Source organism: Clostridium estertheticum subsp. estertheticum (assembly GCF_001877035.1).
In the GTDB taxonomy this organism is placed as follows: domain Bacteria; phylum Bacillota; class Clostridia; order Clostridiales; family Clostridiaceae; genus Clostridium_AD; species Clostridium_AD estertheticum.
Window position 1 is genome coordinate 4,125,105 of the sequence record NZ_CP015756.1, and the last position, 19,711, is coordinate 4,144,815.

Below are 19,711 nucleotides of genomic sequence, written 5' to 3' on the forward strand. Positions count from 1 at the left end.
TGTTTTGTCTCATAATATTTAATTTAGACCTTTATGATATGGAACTTTTACTAGAATTTATAGTTTTTAAGTTTATCTCCTAATATATCTCCTAGTGTTAATCCACTTTCTTCTTCTTGCTTATAATCTGAAAAATCTTCATTTCCTCTTGCTGCTTCTCTAATGCTTAGGCTTATTCTTCTATCTTTTTCGTTTATTTCACCGATTTTAACTTTTACAACTTCTCCAACTTTTAATACGTCAGAAACTTTTGCAATACGTTCTTCTGATATTTCTGATAAATGAACTAGTCCTTCAACTCCTGATTCAAGTTGTACAAAAGCACCGAAATCCATTAATTTAACAACAGTTCCTTCAACTATAGCACCAGGCTTGTAGTTGCTTGTTATGTTGTTCCATGGGTTTCCTTGTTCACTCTTAAGTCCTAAAGATATTCTTCCTTTTTCTTTATCAAAATCTAAAACTGTAACTTCTACTTCCTGTCCAACAGCTACTACTTCTGATGGTTCTTGAACTCTTTTCCATGATAATTGTGAAACGTGAATAAGACCATCAATGCCACCTAAATCTACAAATGCGCCAAATTTAGCAAGTCTAGTTACAACGCCTTTTCTCTTTTCACCTTTTTTAAGTTCATTCCAAATTTGATCTCTTTTAACTGCATTTTCTTCTTTTTCAATTACTCTTCTAGATAGAACAATATTTTTATTTTCTTTATCAAGTTCTATTATTTTAACTACTAAAGTTTTACCTTTATAGTCTTCTAAATTTTCTATATATGAATCTGATATTTGTGATGCTGGTATAAATGCTCTAACGCCTTCTATGTAAGCTGTAGCTCCACCTTTTACTATGTCACTAACTGTTACTTCTAAAGTTTTGTTTGCATCTAAAATTTCTTGGAATTCATCCCATATTTTAAGACCATCTGCTCTTTTCTTAGATAAAAGCACATTTCCTTCTCCGTTATTAACTTTCATTATATATACAGAGATTTGATCTCCAACTTTTACAAGATCTGTAATGTTTGCTTCTTTATCGTTTGATAATTCTTCTTTTGTTATAACACCATCAGTCATATAACCAATGTTTACTAGAACTTCTTCTTCACTTACAGAAAGTACAGTTCCAAGTACAACGTCTCCACTATTAATAACCATAGTTTCTGCAGTATTTTCCATAGCATCTTTCATCGTAACTTCTTCCTTAATATCTGTTGTCATATAAATACACTCCTCTAATTTCATAATTGTTGTTAAATCTATTCTTAAATTATTTATAGTCTACTATTATATATTCTATAAATATTCATTGAAATCCTTTTTATTTTTAAAACTCACTAGATTACTCAGCATTTATCTAAAAACACCTTCTCTATTATATCATACTTCCCCTATGCATAAGGTCATACCATCTAATTTCATTTTAATTGTCATGATTTTTGCCCCACTAAGTTCAACGCAAGGTTCACAAACAGCTCTAACACCAATAGTTTTCTCAACAAAATCACTTCCGCTGAATTTATGTTGTACTTTCTTTATATCTTCTGTCGTAAATATTTTAAGCTGACATTTAAAATAATCTGCCAATGCCTTTATTGCTAATTCATCTTTTTTAACATTAACTGTCGCAATAGACTTTATAGCCCTAATATCTATATTGTACTGCTTAAGCACCCTTATTACTGTATGATTCATTTTATCCATCGAAAAGTTTTTTCTACATCCTATTCCAAGTACAATATTTTTTCTTATTAATTTAAGCGTTGGTACATTATATTCCTTTAACTTAGCATTAATAATATCTTTACTAGAAATATACATCAATCCAGAAATATTCTCTAAACTACTACTATATCCAGTTGGTGTTTGTATTATTCCTTTTTCATCAAGAAATCCAATTTTTTTTCCTTCTACTAAAAGCGCCGCTATGTCTTTTGCTTTTTTCAAATCTTCAATAACAAATCCATTATCTTTTGCTATCATATCAGGGGCATAAATGCCTAAATTATCCGTTGCTGTAGTTATTATAGGTTTTGCATCTAAAAGTTTACTAACCTTTAATGCAAATTCGTTCGCGCCTCCTAAATGGCCACTTAAAAGACTTATAACATAATTACAAGAATTATCTATAACTAATACTGCCGGATCCAGATCCTTACTTTTTATGTATGGTGCTATTGATCTAACTGCAATACCTGTAGAACTTATAAAAATTATACCTCTATAGTTCTCCATTACTTTTTTACTAACCTTTGCAAAATCAAAATTACTATGTTTTTTCTTTGAATATAAATCAATATTAAGACTTGTTGCTAAAATTTCCGCTATTTGATCTCCCTTTTGGGTAAACGTAACAACTGCATATTTCATTTTGTCACCATTCCTACTATACATCATACTATAGTTGCGCGCAAATTACAAAGCAATTGCTAAAACAAATGAATAAATCAAAAAAAGCGAAAAAAAGTGGGGACGGTTAACAACTAATCATTAAAACGTCAATTAATTGCTAACCGTCCCCAAACATTAATCACTAAAACATCAATTAGTTGTTAACCGTCCCTAACATTAATCACTAAAACATCAATTAATTGTTAACCGTCCCCCGGTTACCTTGCTTGTCCTTCACTCCCCCCTTAAATCAGATCACCTTTCCTCTCTAAAATAAGGAACTGAAAGTCCAGCAGGTGGTGAGTTTTTACCCGATTTTCTCATTGATACTATTACTAGAATAACTATTGTAACTACATAAGGTAACAAATCAATAAGATATTGTGATATCTCAAAACCCGGTAATCCCTGAAGTCTAAATCCTAATATATCAAGTCCACCGAAAAGGTATGCTCCAATTATTGCTTTTTGAGGTTTCCATGTTGCAAAAATTACAAGGGCAACAGCAATCCACCCTCTGCCTGCTGTTACATTTTCCTGCCATGCTGGTACATAAACAAGGGATAAGTATGCTCCACCAAGGCCGCAAAGAGCTCCTCCGATTAATGTGTTAACATATTTATAAAGAGTAACATTTATACTAGCTGCATCTGCAGCTGCTGGATTTTCTCCAACTGCCATTGTATTTAGTCCCTTAGCTGTTTTATATAAATATATAAATAAAAGGATAGTCATAATATACCCAAAATATACAAACATATCATGATTAAAAAATATGTCTCCAATAAAAGGTATATGTCCTATTATCGGAATTCTTATAGGTACAAAGAAATTTTTAATTGTATTCGGCGTAACTTGCCCTATCAAATTTTTACCTACCATGCTTGAAAAACCTGTTCCAAATATAGTTAATGTAAGACCACATACAACTTGATTCGCCCTGAGTGATATGGTTAAAAATGCATAAACAAGTGCACCAAAGCCACCAGCAATTGCTGCAGCTACCATTGCTATTATTGGATTCCCTGTACTTACTCCTGCCATAAACCCAATAACAGATCCCATAAGCATCATGCCTTCTACCCCTAAATTAAGATTACCTACTTTTTCAGTTAATAATTCTCCAAGCGTTGCAAAAAGTAGAGGAGTACCAGCTACTACTGCAGCGGCTAAAAATGTTGTTATACTATTCATTTTTATTTACCCCCTTTAGTTTTCCCTTAGATTTAAAATTTATTTTATACTTAGTAAAAAATTCACTACCTAATACAAAGAATAAAATAATTGCTTGTATTAATTGTGCGGCAGCTTCTGGTATTCCAAACGCTGTTTGAATAAATGATGCACCTTGAACAAGTGCAGCAAATAGTATAGATACTATTACTATAATAGGTGCAGAAAGTGATGATAACCATGCTATAATTATAGCTGTAAATCCTACCCCACCTGCAACATCTGCAGAAAGCGTTCTGCTAACAGCTGAAACTTGAATTACACCTGCAATTCCACATAAAGCACCACTTAAAAATATAGCTATAAACATAGTTTTTCTAATTTTTATACCTGCGTATATAGCTGTTTTTTCACTTTCCCCAAGGACCGAAATTTCATAACCCTTCTTAGTATATTTTATGAAAATATATACTAAGATTGTTAATATAATTGCTATAATCCATCCCATATTTATACCAAAAACATCTGGAAGTGTTGCATTTGCAGCAAAACTAGGAATTTTGGGAAAACCCATTGCGTTTTTATCTCTCCAAGGTCCATATTGAAGATAAGTTATAAATTTTATTGCAATATAATTTAACATTAAGGTTACGATAGTCTCATTAGTATTCCATTTTCCTTTAAGCAATGCTGCAATTAATGCCCATAATCCCCCACCGAGTATTCCTGCGCAAAACATTATTAAAAGCAATTGAAACTTAGGCATATTTGGAAATTTTAAAGCAAAATAAGTAGCGGCAAATGCTCCCATAAGTATTTGTCCTTCTCCTCCAATATTCCAAAATTGCATTCTAAATGCTATGGCTATTCCAAGAGAACTTATAATAAGTGGTATAGACTTAATAAATGTCTGCTGGATGCTATAAGTTGAACCAAAACTACCCTGCACAATCGCCGCGTACACATCTATTGGATTAAGGTTAATGATTATCAGAAATATAGCAAGTACTACAAGTGATAGGAGTATTGCAATACACCTAATTTTAAAATTATCTGTTTTGCTTATTTTAGATCTTTTAACAATCTGAATCATCTATACCACCTCCGTATCGTCAGTATTTCCAACCATCATCATACCGATTTTTTCTCTAGAAGACTCTTTTGCATCAACTATTCCAGTAATCTTGCCATCACAAATCACCATAATCCTATCACATAAATGAATTAATACGTCGAGATCCTCTCCTATAAATAAAACTGCAGTTTCTTTTTTCTTTTCCTCACTTATAAGGTCATATATCGTATAACATGTATTAATATCAAGTCCACGAACGGCATATGCCATAATAAGTATTTTAGGATGCATGCTTAATTCTCTTCCAACTAATATCTTTTGAATATTACCACCTGATAAATATTTTATAGGATGATATATATCCGGGGTTTTTATTTCAAATTTTTTCATCATTTCTTTTGCTTTTTTAATGACTGGTTTTCTATTTATGAATATTCCTTTTTGAGTGTGGTAATCCTTTAGCAAAAGATTATCCACCATACCCATAGATGCAACAAGTCCCATTCCTAATCTATCCTCTGGTATAAAACTCATACTTATACCTTTATTAATAATATCTCTCGGAGATTTCCCTACAAGGTCTTCCCCCTCTAGAACTATTTTCCCACTCGAAACCTTCTCGATACCTGCAATAGCTTCACATAATTCTCTTTGTCCACTACCCGCAATTCCAGCAATACCAAGAATTTCACCTTTTCTAAGAGCGAAACTAATATTTTTAAGAATCTCTGCTTTTTCATCATTTACAACTACTAAATCTGATACCTCAAGCATTACCGCGCCCGCCTCTTTATCTACCTTTTTTATAGATAAATCTGCTTTGCGACCCATCATTAGCTCTGTTAATTCCTTAGGACTGGTTTCTTCTTTCTTAAGTGTCTTTATAGCCTCACCTTTTCTTAATACAGTAATTTTATCGCATATCTCCATTACTTCATTCATTTTATGACTTATGAATATAATTGCTTTGCCTTTCTCTTTCATACTTCTCATTATTTTAAATAACTTTTCTGTCTCACTTTCTGTAAACACAGTAGTAGGCTCATCTAATACTAAAATATCAGCACCCCTATAAAGCACTTTAAGTATTTCAAGATTTTGCCTTTCACCTACTGGCATCTCTGAAACATATTTATTTAAATCCATTTCCAAATGAAATTTTTCGCATAAATCATTAATTTTTTTAATTTCTATCTTATTATTAAAGAAAATCCCACTTGTTTGACCAAGTAATATATTTTGTTTTGCAGTCATTTCCTCAACTAATTTAAAATGTTGATAAATCATTCCTACACCAGCTTTAATTGCATCTTTTGGACCATTAAAGTTAGTATTTTTTCCATGAATAAAAATAGAACCGCTATCAGGAGTATAAACTCCTGATAACATGTTCATAAGGGTACTTTTACCTGCCCCATTTTCACCTAGTAGTGCATGGATTTCTCCGCCATGCAAAGTTAAATTCATATTATTATTAGCTATTACTTTCCCGAAGGTTTTACTAATATTTTCTATAGATACATAAGGGGTTTTATCCATATTTATTTCCTACTTTCTAGCGTATTTATTAGATCATATTGCCCGCAAATCATCTCCTGCGGAGCTGTACATTAACGACTTCAGAAGGAGATTTACCCTCCTACTTAAGTTTTATTTCTACTTAGGTAGTTTAGTTTCATTTATAGAAGTAGGAGACTTTCCTTCTGAACTGTCGTTAAATTTAATAAATATAGCAACCATAATATCATGTTTGCTATATTCCTTAATTTTTAAAAGCCAAATTTATTTTATTTTGCTATTTTCCCTTCTACACCTTTAACAAACCAATTAAATGATAATAGTTCCTTATCTGTCATAACTATACCTTTTGCAACTTTAACAGCTCCACTTTGATCTATTATTGGTCCTACAAATACTTTGTTTTTACCTGATAGAATATCAGCTTTTGCTTTAGCAACAGCTTCTGCTGCTCCTTTTGGTGCATTTTTTGTAAGTGGTGCAAGAGCGACTACTCCAGATTCTAGACCTTTCCAATAACTCTCTGATTTCCAAGTCCCAGCTTTAATAGCTTTTATTTGATCAACATAATAAGGCGTCCAATTCCAAACTGGAGCTGTCATATATGCCTTAGGTGCTTTAGCAGTCATGTCTGTATTGTATCCAATAGCAGATATTCCTGCTTCTTCTGCTGCTTGAAGTGGACCTGCAGTATCTTGATGTTGAGTAATAACATCCACACCTTCTGCAATTAATGCTTTTCCTGCTTCTTTTTCTTTAGCTGGGTCATACCAAGTATTAGTCCATTTTACTTTTACTATAGCTTTAGGGTTAACAGATTGTACTCCTAGAGTAAATGCATTAATTCCTCTTACTACTTCTGGTATTGAGTATGCAGCTACATATCCTATTTTATTAGTTTTGCTTTTCATGCCTGCAACTATACCTGAAAGATATCTTGCTTGATATATACGTCCAAAATATGTAGACATATTTGTCGATGTTGTGTACCCAGATGCATGAAGATATTTAACATCAGGATGTTTTTTAGCTGATGCTGCCATTCCATCCATAAATCCAAAACTTGTTCCTATAATAACAGTTGCTCCTTTATTAATCATTTCCTCGCATACTTGCTCTACATCTGCTAAGTTTTCTTTTACTGATTCTTTATACAAAGTCTTTACACCTAATTGTTTTTCAAGCCCTTTTCTTCCCATATCATGAGAATAAGTATAACCTCCGTCACCTACAGGTCCTACATATATAAATCCTACCGTCATGTCCTTTTCCTTCGTAGCTTTTGTATTAGTTTTTGCACCGCCACATCCTACAAGTGCTAAAGATGTGAGTAATGTAAATGCTAGTAATAAACTTCCTAATTTTTTCTTCATTATTAATGCCCCCTCTAATTCTTTTACATCAAATAATTATTATTTAAAAACTACCTTGTTATCTATTAAAGATTTTATTATTGCTAGTGACTCTACTTTAATGCCCTCATTTTCTATGCATTCCCTACCATTTTGGAATGCTTTTTCAATCACAATTCCAACTCCAACAATACTAGCCTCCGCTTGACGTGTTATTTTTATAAGACCAAGCGCCGCATTTCCATTTGCTAAAAAGTCATCAATTATTAGGATTTTGTCCTCTTTATTTATATATTTTTTACTAGTTCTAACTTTATATTTTTTGTTTTTTGTAAAAGAAAACACCTCAGCTTCATATGCATTATTATCCATTGTTGTGGAATCATGTTTTTTTGCAAATACTACAGGGATGTTATTAAAGTATTGTGCCACAATACATGCTATTCCTATACCTGATGCTTCAACTGTTAATATTTTCGTTATTTCATTTTTTGCAAATCTTTTTTTAAACTCTTGTCCTATTTCATTTAAGAGTTTTATATCAATTTGATGATTTAAAAAACTATCAACCTTTAAAATCTCACTACCTATTACTGTTCCTTCATTTAATATCTTATTCTTTAGTGCTTCCATACATTTTCTCCTTCGTTAATAAATTTTTGCGCATATTATGTAATATAAAACAATAACCCCTTAGATAACGCGATAATACGTTAACTAAGGGGTTTATAATAAAATCTTCAATAAAAATAATTCATACCAAAATTATTATTACTTTATTTATCAAAACACCCATAGTCAAGTCTTTTACGGTTACTTGGTAGAAACGCTTAGACCATATTTCTAAGCTTATATGAGTTTGCGAATATAATTTTTTTTTTTCATTTCATCGTTCGTGTTTATACTTGTTATTACAATATTACAACATTTGTTTTATTAAATCAATATCTATTTTTAAAATTGATATTGTTCGACTTTTTTTTCTATAACTACAGGGAAGTCATCTGAACCCTTAAGTACTGTATTCTCACCCATAATTACATTTCTATCAATAATTACATTAGTGAGCTTACATCCCTTTTTAATTTCACAGTTTTCAAATATTATACAATTGTCAATTTCGACTTCCTCATGTACGGTCACACTTCTTGAGATTATACTATTTTGTATTTTACCCTTCAAAATACATCCATTTGAGATTAAAGCATTATTAACTTTTGCTCCATTAAAATATTTAGTAGAAGCCTCATTTTTATTCTTTGTATAAATTAACCCATTGCTAAAAAATAATTCTTTGGTTACCTTAGTATTTAACAGATCCATATTAGCAGTATAATAATTTTTCAAAGAATCTATACGCTTAATATATCCTTTAAATTCAAATGCATTTACGTTGAGTTTCATAATATGTTCATAGATAACTTCTTTTATTGAATTATGATATCCTGTTTGTTTACTTTTTTTTACAATATCTATAAGAGTGCTCTTTTTCATTATAAACATTTCCATTGATATATTTATTTTATCCGATGACCCTATATTTTTCCCAACACTTAAAATTTTATTTTCTTCACTAATATATAATGTACTACAGCTTAAATAATCACTCTTCCCAGTCTCTGTTTTTTTATATAATACTGTTACATCACTACCCGATTGCTCATGATAAATAGCAGCTTCATTGTAATCCATATTACATAACATGTATGAAGAAGATATTATTACATAATCCTGCTTTGATTTATAAATATATTCCATATTATCATTTAATACATCTATATCCCTTAACTCCGATCTTTCTGATGTATGATTAAATACATATAGTCCATTTATTTTTCTATCTAAATCCCACGGTTTCCCTGAACCTAGATGATCAACTAGTGACCTAGATTTTGTATTAGTAAATATACCTACATTATGAATACCTGAATTAACCATATTTGAAAGTACAAAATCAATAATTCTGTATCTTCCACCTATAGGAATGGCTGCTATAGGTCTTGACTTTGTAAGGCTTTTAATATTATCTTCTCTCTCGTTTAGCATTAATATTCCCATATAATTTCCAAGCATTTCATCACCTCGTTTATTTTATAATCTAGTTAATATCTTTGAATTAGAACAATTGCTTAAATAAAATTCTATACTTTCCTCCAAATGGGACTGCAGGTTTTGCTATCATTTCTTTTTTCATGATAGTATTCTCCTTTCCACATTTTTTAGATCCTTTATCACAAAAAGCTTGTCAAATTTTATTTCATTTTATCAAAATCATAGATTAATATGTACAATTTGTCAACAGCGATTATAAAAAAAATGCTATACTAGATAATTTTCTAGTATAGCATTCTATTTTAACTACAACTTAATATTAACAGGTGGCGTATCCCAAATTTCTTTTGCATATTTTTTTATAGTATTATCACTAGAGAATATACCAGATTTCGCGATGTTTATAATTGACATTTGTTGCCAAATAGCTTTTTGCCTAAATAACCTATCAATCTCATTGTGAGCATTAACATACGCATCAAAATCTTTTAGTACAAAATACTCATCATTATTAGTTAGCAAACTCTCGTATAAACCAGCAAATTCTGTTTTAGGTGTTTCCAAAAATCCATTTACCAATTGATTTAATATAGTATTTATTCTCAAATCATTATTATACATATAATAAGAGTTATAAGTTTTATTCCTATAATACTCTATTACCTCTTGTGATGTAAGACCAAATAATACAATATTTTCTTTTCCAACTGCATCAAATATCTCTACGTTTGCTCCGTCTAAAGTAGCTATTGTTATAGCACCATTCATCATAAATTTCATATTACCAGTCCCTGAGGCTTCCTTTGATGCAGTAGATATTTGTTCACTTACATCTGCGCAAGGAATGATTTTCTCGGCAAGTGACACTCCATAATTTTCAAGAAATAATATTTTTATTTTTCCACGAACTATTGGATCATTATTTATCTTACTTGCCAAAGTATTGATAAGCTTAATAGTCTGTTTTGCTATATAATAACTAGGTGACGCTTTTGCCCCAAATATAAAAGTTCTTGGAACCATATCAATATTTGGATTTGCGAGTATCTGGTTATATAAATACATTATATGAAGTACATTTAAAGTTTGTCTTTTATATGAATGCATTCTTTTTACATGAACATCAAATATTGAACTCGGGTCAATTGAAGCTCCATATTTTGATAATACATGATTCGAAAAATTTATTTTATTATTTGTTTTTATAATTTGTGTTTTCTCTTGAAAAGCTGAATCCTTTGCATATTTAATTAATTTATTAAGATCATTTGGAGTTTTTATCCAACTATCACCAATAGTTTCTGTTATAAGTTTTGCAAGCTCAACGTTGGAATTTAGTAACCATCTTCTATGAGTTATTCCATTAGTTTGGTTATTAAATTTTTCAGGGAAAAATTCATAAAAATCGGAAAGTTCTTGATGTTTTAATAATTCTGTATGAAGTTTTGCTACTCCATTAACAGAGTGTCCCCCTACAATTGCAAGATATGCCATTCGCACATATCCATCATAAATAATAGACATATTATTTACTTTGCTCCAATCACCATTATACCTATGATAAACTTCATTACAAAAACGCCTATTTATTTCTTCAACAATCATATAAATTCGTGGAAGTAATTTTTTAAATATATCCACAGGCCATTTTTCTAATGCTTCTGCCATAATTGTATGATTAGTATAAGCCGTAGTTCTTGTTGTAACGTACCATGCATCATCCCAGGATAAGTTCTCCGTGTCCATTAGGATTCTCATTAGCTCGGCCACTGCTACTGCAGGATGAGTATCGTTTATTTGCACTGCAACATGTTTATGAAAGTCAAGCAGAGATATTTTCTTCTTTTTATAATTTTTTATAATACTTTGAAGCCCGGCACTTACAAAAAAATACTCTTGCTTTAGTCTTAATAATTTCCCTTTTTCATAACTATCATCCGGATATAAAATTTGTGAGATAGCTTCTGCTGAATATTTATTTTCTCCAGCTTTTACATAGTTACCTTGACTAAAGGATGAAAAATCAAAATCCTCTTCCATAGTTTCGGCGCTCCAAAGCCTTAAAGTGTTTACAGTATTATTTTTATACCCTTTTATCGGAGTATCATAAGGTACTGCACGTACACATTCATAATTTTCATGAATAACTTTTGTTATCCCTTTATCATCCTCTAAATGCACACTTCCTCCAAATCTTACTTCAACAGCCTTATTTTCCTTTCTTATTTCCCACGCATTACCATTTTTTAACCAATTATCAGGAACTTCTACTTGATAACCATTTTCTATTTTTTGTTTAAACAATCCATATTTATACCTTATCCCACAACCATGACCTGGTACCTGCGTCGACGCCATAGAGTCTAAAAAACATGCTGCTAGTCTTCCAAGTCCACCATTACCAAGCCCAGCATCTGCTTCTATATCCTCTACCTCAATCAAATTAATTCCTAGTTCGTGAAGTGCCTGCTCACATATATCCTTGAGCCCTAGATTAACTAGATTGCTATTTAGCAATCTACCAACCAGAAATTCCATTGAAAAATAATATACTTGTTTTCCTTTGTTTTTTGCATATTCCTTGTTACTTTCTATCCAAGGCTTTGCACAATAATCTTTTATGAGTGCACCTAACGCATAATATTGATGCAAAGGCGAAGCATCAACTGCTTCTTCTGCAAACATTGTTTGTAGTTTTTCTATATAATCCATTTTAAACATATTTTTATCGATTACCACAACATTCACCACCTAAAATTTTAGATTCACTTATATGCAAAACATATTGAAAAATGCCAACCATTATTTTTTTAGATCACTATATAATTTCATATAATTTTTTGCAGAATTTTCCCAACTATTATTTGAACTCATAGCATTCTGAACTAATTTGTTCCATGAATTTTTATCTTTGTACAAATCGAGAGCCCTATTTATAGTCTCGAGTAATTCTTTACCAGAATAATTATTAAAAGAGAATCCATTACCCTTCCCAGTATATTTATTATAAGGAATAATTGTGTCTTTAAGTCCTCCAGTTTCACGTGTGATTGGGATACTTCCGTATTTCAGTGCTATAAGTTGCCCTATACCACAAGGTTCAAATAATGATGGCATCAAAAACATATCTGAAGCAGCATATATTTGTTGTGCTAGGGCTTCATCAAAAATGATGTTTGTCGATATTCTACTTGGGTAAATAGAAGCATAATACTGAAATATATCCTCATAATATTCATCACCATTACCAAGTAATACTATTTGAATAGGAAGGCTAAGGAGTTCTTGTAATTTCTCAACAATTAGATCTAAACCCTTTTGTTTTACAAGTCTTGTAACAATTCCTATCATTGGTATACCCTCAGTTACTGGAAAACCTAGTTTTGCCTGAAGCTTTAATTTATTTTTTACCTTTTGTTTTATATTTTTAATATCATAATTATATAATATCTTTTTATCAACTTTAGGACTATAGATTTCATAATCTATGCCATTTACTATTCCATATAAGTTACTTGACCTTGAAGATAATAATCCATCTAGTCTTTCTCCATAAAAAGGAGTTTGGATCTCTTTCGCATATGTCTTGCTTACTGTAGTTACAGCATCTGCGAATACAATTCCACCTTTCATGAAAGATACAGCGTCATAAAATTTCATTTCATTCTCATTAAAATACTTCCAATCTAAATTTAGTAGATCACTTAATACTTCTTTCGGAAATATTCCTTGATATTGCAAATTGTGTATAGTAAATACACTTTTTATTTTATTATATAGATCGTCCTCACTATACTTGTCTTTAAGGAGTATTGGTACAGGACCACATTGCCAATCATTACAATGAATTATATCTGGTTTAAAATCTCCCATGTATCTTATAGCTTCAAGCACTGCTTTGGAAAAATAAGCAAACCTCTCACCGTCATCATAATCTCCATAAATGTTAGGTCTTTTAAAATAGTACTCATTATCTACAAAATAATAAGGAACTCCATCGTACATTAAATGTTCTAATCCACAATACTTACTTCTCCAACCAACCTCAACATTAAAATAAGCTATGTTTTCCATACAACTTCTAAATGATAAAGGAATGTTACTATATTTAGGTATAATTACTCTTGCATCTATTCCGATTTTTCTTAAAGCCTTAGGTAACGCATATACCACATCCCCAAGACCTCCAGTTTTTATAAAAGGATAAGCTTCCGATGCCACAAATAATACTTTCATATAAACCCCCCGCTTTACAAACAAATAACATATTATTGTAGTTATTTGTTTATCTTTTAAATTTAATATTTTTACGTTCTAATATTTTTACGTTCTAATTTTTTTCTCTATAACAACTGGGAACTCTTCATCACCCTCAAGTACTGTATTCTCACTTATAACAGTGTTTTTATCAATTATGACATTAGTGAGTTTACATCCTTTTTTAATTTCACAATTCTGAAATATTATGCAATTCTTAATCACAGCCCCTGCCTCAACAGTAACCCTTCTTGAGATTACACTCTTTTCTATTTTCCCTTTCAAAATACACCCATTTGAAATCAAACAATTATTAACTTCTGACCCATTAAAGTATTTAGTAGGAGCCTCATCTTTACTTTTTGTATATATTAACCCATTGTTAAAAAATAATTCTTTGGTTATTTTAGCATTTAACATATCCATACTGGCTTTGTAATAATTCTGAATCGAATTTACACACCGAAGGTAACCCTTAAACTCATATGCATTTACGTTATATTTTGATACTTCATTGTATATAGCCATCTTTATTGAATTGTAACTTCCTGTTTGAATACACTTGTTTACAATATCTATAAGAGTCGTCTTTTTCATTATAAACATTTCCATTGATATATTTAATTTTTCCTCGGAACCTATGTTTTTGCCAATGCTCAAAACTTTATTATCTTCATTAATATATAATGTACTGCAATTTACATAATGTTTTTTCCCATTATTTGTCTTTTTATATATTAGAGTTATATCACTCTCTGACTGCTCATGGTACTTAGCTGCCTCATTATAATCCATGTTACATATCATATATGAAGAAGATATTATTACATACTCTTGCTTAGTTCTATATATATATTCCATATTGTTACTTAATACGTCTATATCCCTTAATTGTGACCTTTCTGATGTAAGATTAAATAAAAATAATCCATTTAATTTTCTATCTAAATCCCAAGGTTTCCCTGAACCTACGTGGTCAACTAAAGACCTAGATTTTGTGTTTGTAAATATACCTATATTATGAATACCTGAATTGACCATATTTGAAAGTACAAAATCAATGATTCTATACCTTCCACCTATTGGTATAGATGCTATAGGTCTTGATTTTGTAAGGCTTTTAATATTATCCTCTTGTTCATTTAACATTAACATCCCTATATAGTTTTTAAGCATTTTAACACCTCCTTAATTTTATAGTTTACTTACTACCTTTAAGTCAGCTTTAATTTCACGGCCCTTTTCTATAACGATAATATCTCGACCATTTCCAATATATGAGTTACGTCTTATAATAACGTCACTTCCTATAATCGCTTTATCTATAACCACATTATTTCCTATTTTAGTATTAGGCAAAATAACTGAATTAGATATCTTAGATCCTTTTCCAACATGTACATCTTGAAAAAGAACACAATTATTTACTTCACCGAGTACTGTACAGCCCTCATTAAGCAATGCATTATTTATAATTGCATCAGGCCCTATATATTGTGGTGGAAGCATTGGATTCACTGTATATATTCTCCATTTATCATCATGTATGTCAAGTTTATTATCATCAGATAATAAATCCATATTAGCCGACCAAAAACTTTCAATAGTACCAACATCTCTCCAATATCCTTTGAAATGATATGCAAACAACTTCTGTTCATTGTTTAGCATCTTTGTTATTATATTTTTTCCAAAGTCATGACTTGATATTTCATCCTGGCTATCCTCTTTTAATAGTTGTCTAAGTGCCGACCAACTAAAAATATAAACCCCCATAGAAGCTAAATTACTTTTTGGTTGTTCTGGTTTTTCTTCAAACTCATAAATGCTATCATCTTCACTAGTATTCATTATTCCAAATCTACTACATTCATTATCTGGAACTTTTATTACTGCAATAGTAACATCTGCGCCTTTTTCTTTGTGATAATCTAACATTTTTGAATAATCCATTTTATAAATATGGTCTCCTGATAAAATAAGAACATATTCTGGGTCAAAGCTATCAATATAATTTGTATTTTGGAATATCGCATCAGCTGTCCCCTTGTACCAATTACCACCATCTTCACTTTGGTAAGGTGGAAGAAGACTAACACCTCCATTTCTTCTATCTAAATCCCAAGGAGCGCCTATTCCTATATGAGAGTTCAGTGCCAATGGTTGGTATTGAGTGAGAACCCCTACTGTGTCAATATCAGAATTAGAACAATTACTTAAAGAAAAATCTATAATTCTATATTTCCCTCCAAATGGTACTGCAGGTTTTGCCGTTATTTTCGTTAATTGCTTTAGTCTTGATCCCTGACCTCCTGCGAGTATCATAGCTATCATCTCTTTCTTAACCATTCTAATCTTCCCCCTTTTATACTTAAGCTATCGTGCCCTAATATATAGTTGCTTTTAATAAAACATCCTGCTTTTCTTTTTTTATAAGAATTATAGATAATGCTGGCAGAGTAATATTTATACAATAATATCTATTATTCTATTCTTTAAAAATAGGTAATATAATTCCATTGTTTAACTTATTATTACCACCAAACATAGTGTTATCACTTAAAATATTTCGGCTCATTTACTAATTAAGGAATATATTTCTTAATAATCTAATGGATGATCCATCACAGGGAGCAAATCTATATGAGTGTATCCCATGTATACTACATAACTAAGAAGCTTGTCTTCAATTTCCATATGGAACAGCCTTTAAAAGTACTTTCCCATCGTTTGTTATTATTTTATATTTATATAAATCACCATCTTTGATCTCTTCGATAAAAATATTAAAGAAACATGATTTTTTTATATTATTTATAAAGTATTACATCCTTCCCAATTATTAACATCTCCCTCCCCTCAACACCTAAACAAATTATAATTTATACAAATGTGATTTGATTCCTATAATATTAAACACATCAATAAAGTATAAACGTCCTGTTGTTAAATTATTATCAAACTAAAATGCACTTTGTCTGCTTTTATTTCCTTAAAATACTTTTAATAACATATTTACAATATATTTAAAATTATAGCATATAAATTGGTAAATGTGTGGTAAAAATTGGAATTATTTTTATAAATAATTAAAGAATTGTTTATTTTTACTAATGTAAAAATTGAAATCGTTTAGATAATTTGGTAATTTTTATATTTAAGCACATTTAAATACCTAACAAAATCAATTAATTGCCATTTACTTAAATATGCCCTTTTATGTGTTTTCTATATATTTTTATATATTATTCCTACATATCTTTAATATAACATTAATATAACACTAATCATTAGAAATATCCATACCATAAAATATTTCTTTCATTTCTTTATCAAGTTTTGCAACAATACTCGCTTTTTCATCCTCATTTAAATCCTCTTGTTTAATCTCGAACAAATAATTATCAAGTTCAAAGTCATTTAATATCATTTTTGTATGAAATATATTTGATTGATATATATTCATATCCATTAAGGTATATCTATCAATTGTTTCTTTAGCAATATAATTTTGTATAGAATTAATTTCGTGATCTATAAAATGTTTTTTACCATCCATATCGCGAGTAAACCCACGAACTTTATAGTCAATAGTAATAATATCTGAATCAAAACTATCTATTAAATAATTTAGAGCTTTTAATGGTGAAATTTCACCACAAGTGGCTACATCTATATCAACTCTAAAAGTACTTATATCATTTTGAGGATGACTTTCAGGATAAGTATGAACTGTTACATGACTTTTATCTAAATGCCCTACAATATTCTCCCTTATTGGAGTTAGAATTCCCCTATTACAAGAAGGGTCTACCACATATAATGGAATTTCTTCTTCTGAAATAAGCAATGTTACACTTGCTCCTTGTGGATCATAATCCTGCTTTGCAATGTTTAATACACTGGCACCTATCATTTGCGTAACATCAGTGAGAATTTTTGTTAACCTCTCGGCATTATATTGTTCATCAATATACTCTATGTATTTCTTTCGATCCTCAATTGTTTTTGTATAACAAACATCATAAATATTAAAACTTAATGATTTTGTTAGATTGTTAAATCCATATAGTTTTATTTTGTTTTTGTCATTTTTAGCCAACTTTATTCCCCATTTCTTTTAGTCTTTTTTTGAAAAATCATATGACCCATTACTTCATTAAAAAATCATATATTTGTCATCCATACCATTCTATATAATAAATTGCTTGAAGTATATACTTTTTAACATTATAATCATTTATAATAGTAACATATAATATTTTTATCTTTGTTATTACTATTCCCAATATAACATGAATAAAAGTATATTCATGTACAATATTTATAATTTTACACATTTATACATCATTAGAATCGGAGGTATTAATACATGAAAAAATTAAAAGTCGGATTATTAGGTGGAACTGGATTTGTTGGTCAACGTCTTGTTACACTACTTGAAAATCACCCTTATTTTGAAATAGCTGTTATTGCTGCTAGTGAGAACTCTGTGGGTAAAACTTATTTTGACGCAGTAAATAAAAGATGGAAATTGGATGTTCCAATGCCTGAAAACGTCAAGAATATAGTAATAAAAAACATAAACGAAGTAGATTTAATAAGCAGCGAGGTAGATTTTGTCTTTTGCGCTGTTAATATGCCAGCAAATGAAATAAGAGCAATTGAAGAAAGTTATGCTAAAGCAGAAACTCCTGTAATTTCAAATAACTCTGCACATCGAAGTACTCCAGATGTTCCAATGGTTATTCCAGAAATAAATGCAGACCATTTTAAATTAATCGATATACAACGGAGGAGACTTGGAACTAAAAGAGGTTTTATTGCTGTAAAACCAAACTGCTCAATCCAAAGTTATGTCCCTGCTATAAGTGCTCTTCTAGAATATAAACCTACAAAAATATTAGTTTGCACATATCAAGCTATATCTGGATCAGGTAAAATTTTCTCAGACTGGCCAGAAATTATTGATAATGTTATCCCATATATAGGTGGAGAAGAAGAAAAGAGTGAACAGGAACCTCTAAAAATTTGGGGTCATATAGAAAATGATAAAGTAGTTAATGCAGAGACACCTATAATTTCAACTCAATGCATACGTGTCCCTGTGGCTGATGGTCACTTAGCCGCTGTGTTTGTTTCCTTTGAAAAGAAGCCATCAAAAGAAACTATTTTAGAAAAATGGGCTAGCTACAAAGGAAAACCTCAAGATTTGAAGCTTCCAAACGCTCCTGAAAAGTTTTTAACATACTTCGAGGAAAATGATAGACCTCAAACAAAACTTGATAGAAATATTGAAAAAGGTATGGGAATATCACTTGGTAGACTACGGACAGACAAAATATTTGATTATAAATTTGTTTGTTTATCCCACAATACTCTACGTGGTGCAGCCGGTGGTGCAGTGTTATCTGCTGAGCTTCTAATGAATGAAGGATATCTAACTTCAAAATAAAAAAGTTTGATCCAATGAACTTCCTCTTGCGTAACATTAAATAAGAGTTTGAAACATTAAATTCCTTTAAGAAATTCTAATCTTTTGTAAGTAAAAATTCTCTGATGCTCACACTCGCCGTCCTGGCTCGAGTTCGCTAGCCTTCCTTCCTGGAATGCTCACGAGAATTTTTCATTTACAAAAGAAGAATTTCTAAATGGGATTTCAATTGTTTCTGCTCTTCTTATTTAATGTTACTTCCAGAGGAAGTTCATTCTATTATGTATTGCTATATTTAGAAGAATGAGCTGTTCCGTTCCTTTGGAACGGAAATCGTATTGTAAAAAAACATGAAAAAGAAAATACTCTTTTTCCATAATCTCCACAAAAAATCTTTTAGCCGATAGGCTGCAGATATGGTACATATCCTTCGAATTTAATTTTTCAAACCAGAAAT

14 protein-coding genes and 1 riboswitch are annotated in these 19,711 nt (G+C 30.5%); of the genes, 1 reads left to right on the forward strand and 13 read right to left on the reverse strand.

The annotated features are described in order from the left end of the window. Nucleotides 1-50: 50 nt before the first annotated feature. The 13 genes from rpsA to speD all read right to left on the reverse strand — a co-directional run bounded on the left by rpsA (nucleotide 51) and on the right by speD (nucleotide 17,922). Nucleotides 51-1,223, reverse strand: a complete 1,173-nt coding sequence (rpsA, locus tag A7L45_RS19220; RefSeq protein ID WP_071614281.1) for a 30S ribosomal protein S1 — start codon at nucleotides 1,221-1,223, stop codon at nucleotides 51-53. Nucleotides 1,224-1,382: 159 nt separating this feature from the next. Continuing rightward, complete coding sequence (cbiG, locus tag A7L45_RS19225) at nucleotides 1,383-2,372, reverse strand: cobalt-precorrin 5A hydrolase (protein ID WP_071614282.1); 990 nt, start codon at nucleotides 2,370-2,372, stop codon at nucleotides 1,383-1,385. 276 nt (nucleotides 2,373-2,648) lie between these two features. Continuing rightward, nucleotides 2,649-3,587, reverse strand: coding sequence for an ABC transporter permease (locus A7L45_RS19230; protein ID WP_071614283.1), 939 nt, complete (start codon nucleotides 3,585-3,587; stop codon nucleotides 2,649-2,651). After that, nucleotides 3,580-4,659 (reverse strand): ABC transporter permease, encoded by a 1,080-nt coding sequence (locus tag A7L45_RS19235; RefSeq protein WP_071614284.1) that lies wholly within the window; start codon nucleotides 4,657-4,659, stop codon nucleotides 3,580-3,582. The genes A7L45_RS19230 and A7L45_RS19235 overlap by 8 nt, the downstream gene beginning before the upstream one ends. Then, on the reverse strand, nucleotides 4,660-6,180 hold the full coding sequence (locus A7L45_RS19240) for an ABC transporter ATP-binding protein (RefSeq protein WP_071614285.1): 1,521 nt from the start codon (nucleotides 6,178-6,180) through the stop codon (nucleotides 4,660-4,662). A gap of 248 nt (nucleotides 6,181-6,428) precedes the next feature. Then, complete coding sequence (locus A7L45_RS19245; protein ID WP_071614286.1) at nucleotides 6,429-7,532, reverse strand: BMP family ABC transporter substrate-binding protein; 1,104 nt, start codon at nucleotides 7,530-7,532, stop codon at nucleotides 6,429-6,431. 39 nt (nucleotides 7,533-7,571) lie between these two features. Further along, nucleotides 7,572-8,144: a xanthine phosphoribosyltransferase gene (locus A7L45_RS19250; RefSeq protein ID WP_071614287.1), complete on the reverse strand. Its 573-nt coding sequence runs from the start codon at nucleotides 8,142-8,144 to the stop codon at nucleotides 7,572-7,574. 142 nt (nucleotides 8,145-8,286) lie between these two features. Next, nucleotides 8,287-8,388: riboswitch (purine riboswitch) on the reverse strand. A gap of 77 nt (nucleotides 8,389-8,465) precedes the next feature. Then, nucleotides 8,466-9,584, reverse strand: coding sequence for a glucose-1-phosphate adenylyltransferase subunit GlgD (gene glgD, locus A7L45_RS19255; RefSeq protein WP_071614288.1), 1,119 nt, complete (start codon nucleotides 9,582-9,584; stop codon nucleotides 8,466-8,468). A gap of 285 nt (nucleotides 9,585-9,869) precedes the next feature. Then, complete coding sequence (locus tag A7L45_RS19260; protein WP_071614289.1) at nucleotides 9,870-12,302, reverse strand: glycogen/starch/alpha-glucan phosphorylase; 2,433 nt, start codon at nucleotides 12,300-12,302, stop codon at nucleotides 9,870-9,872. Between the two features lie 63 nt (nucleotides 12,303-12,365). After that, on the reverse strand, nucleotides 12,366-13,799 hold the full coding sequence (gene glgA, locus A7L45_RS19265) for a glycogen synthase GlgA (protein WP_071614290.1): 1,434 nt from the start codon (nucleotides 13,797-13,799) through the stop codon (nucleotides 12,366-12,368). 87 nt (nucleotides 13,800-13,886) lie between these two features. After that, nucleotides 13,887-14,996, reverse strand: a complete 1,110-nt coding sequence (gene glgD / locus A7L45_RS19270; RefSeq protein ID WP_071614291.1) for a glucose-1-phosphate adenylyltransferase subunit GlgD — start codon at nucleotides 14,994-14,996, stop codon at nucleotides 13,887-13,889. Nucleotides 14,997-15,014: 18 nt separating this feature from the next. Further along, nucleotides 15,015-16,169 (reverse strand): glucose-1-phosphate adenylyltransferase, encoded by a 1,155-nt coding sequence (locus tag A7L45_RS19275; RefSeq protein ID WP_071614292.1) that lies wholly within the window; start codon nucleotides 16,167-16,169, stop codon nucleotides 15,015-15,017. 934 nt (nucleotides 16,170-17,103) lie between these two features. Continuing rightward, nucleotides 17,104-17,922, reverse strand: coding sequence for an adenosylmethionine decarboxylase (gene speD, locus A7L45_RS19280; RefSeq protein ID WP_071614293.1), 819 nt, complete (start codon nucleotides 17,920-17,922; stop codon nucleotides 17,104-17,106). 270 nt (nucleotides 17,923-18,192) lie between these two features. On the opposite strand from speD, the gene asd reads away from it, so the two are divergent. Continuing rightward, nucleotides 18,193-19,275, forward strand: a complete 1,083-nt coding sequence (gene asd / locus A7L45_RS19285) for an aspartate-semialdehyde dehydrogenase (RefSeq protein WP_071614294.1) — start codon at nucleotides 18,193-18,195, stop codon at nucleotides 19,273-19,275. Nucleotides 19,276-19,711: the final 436 nt, after the last annotated feature.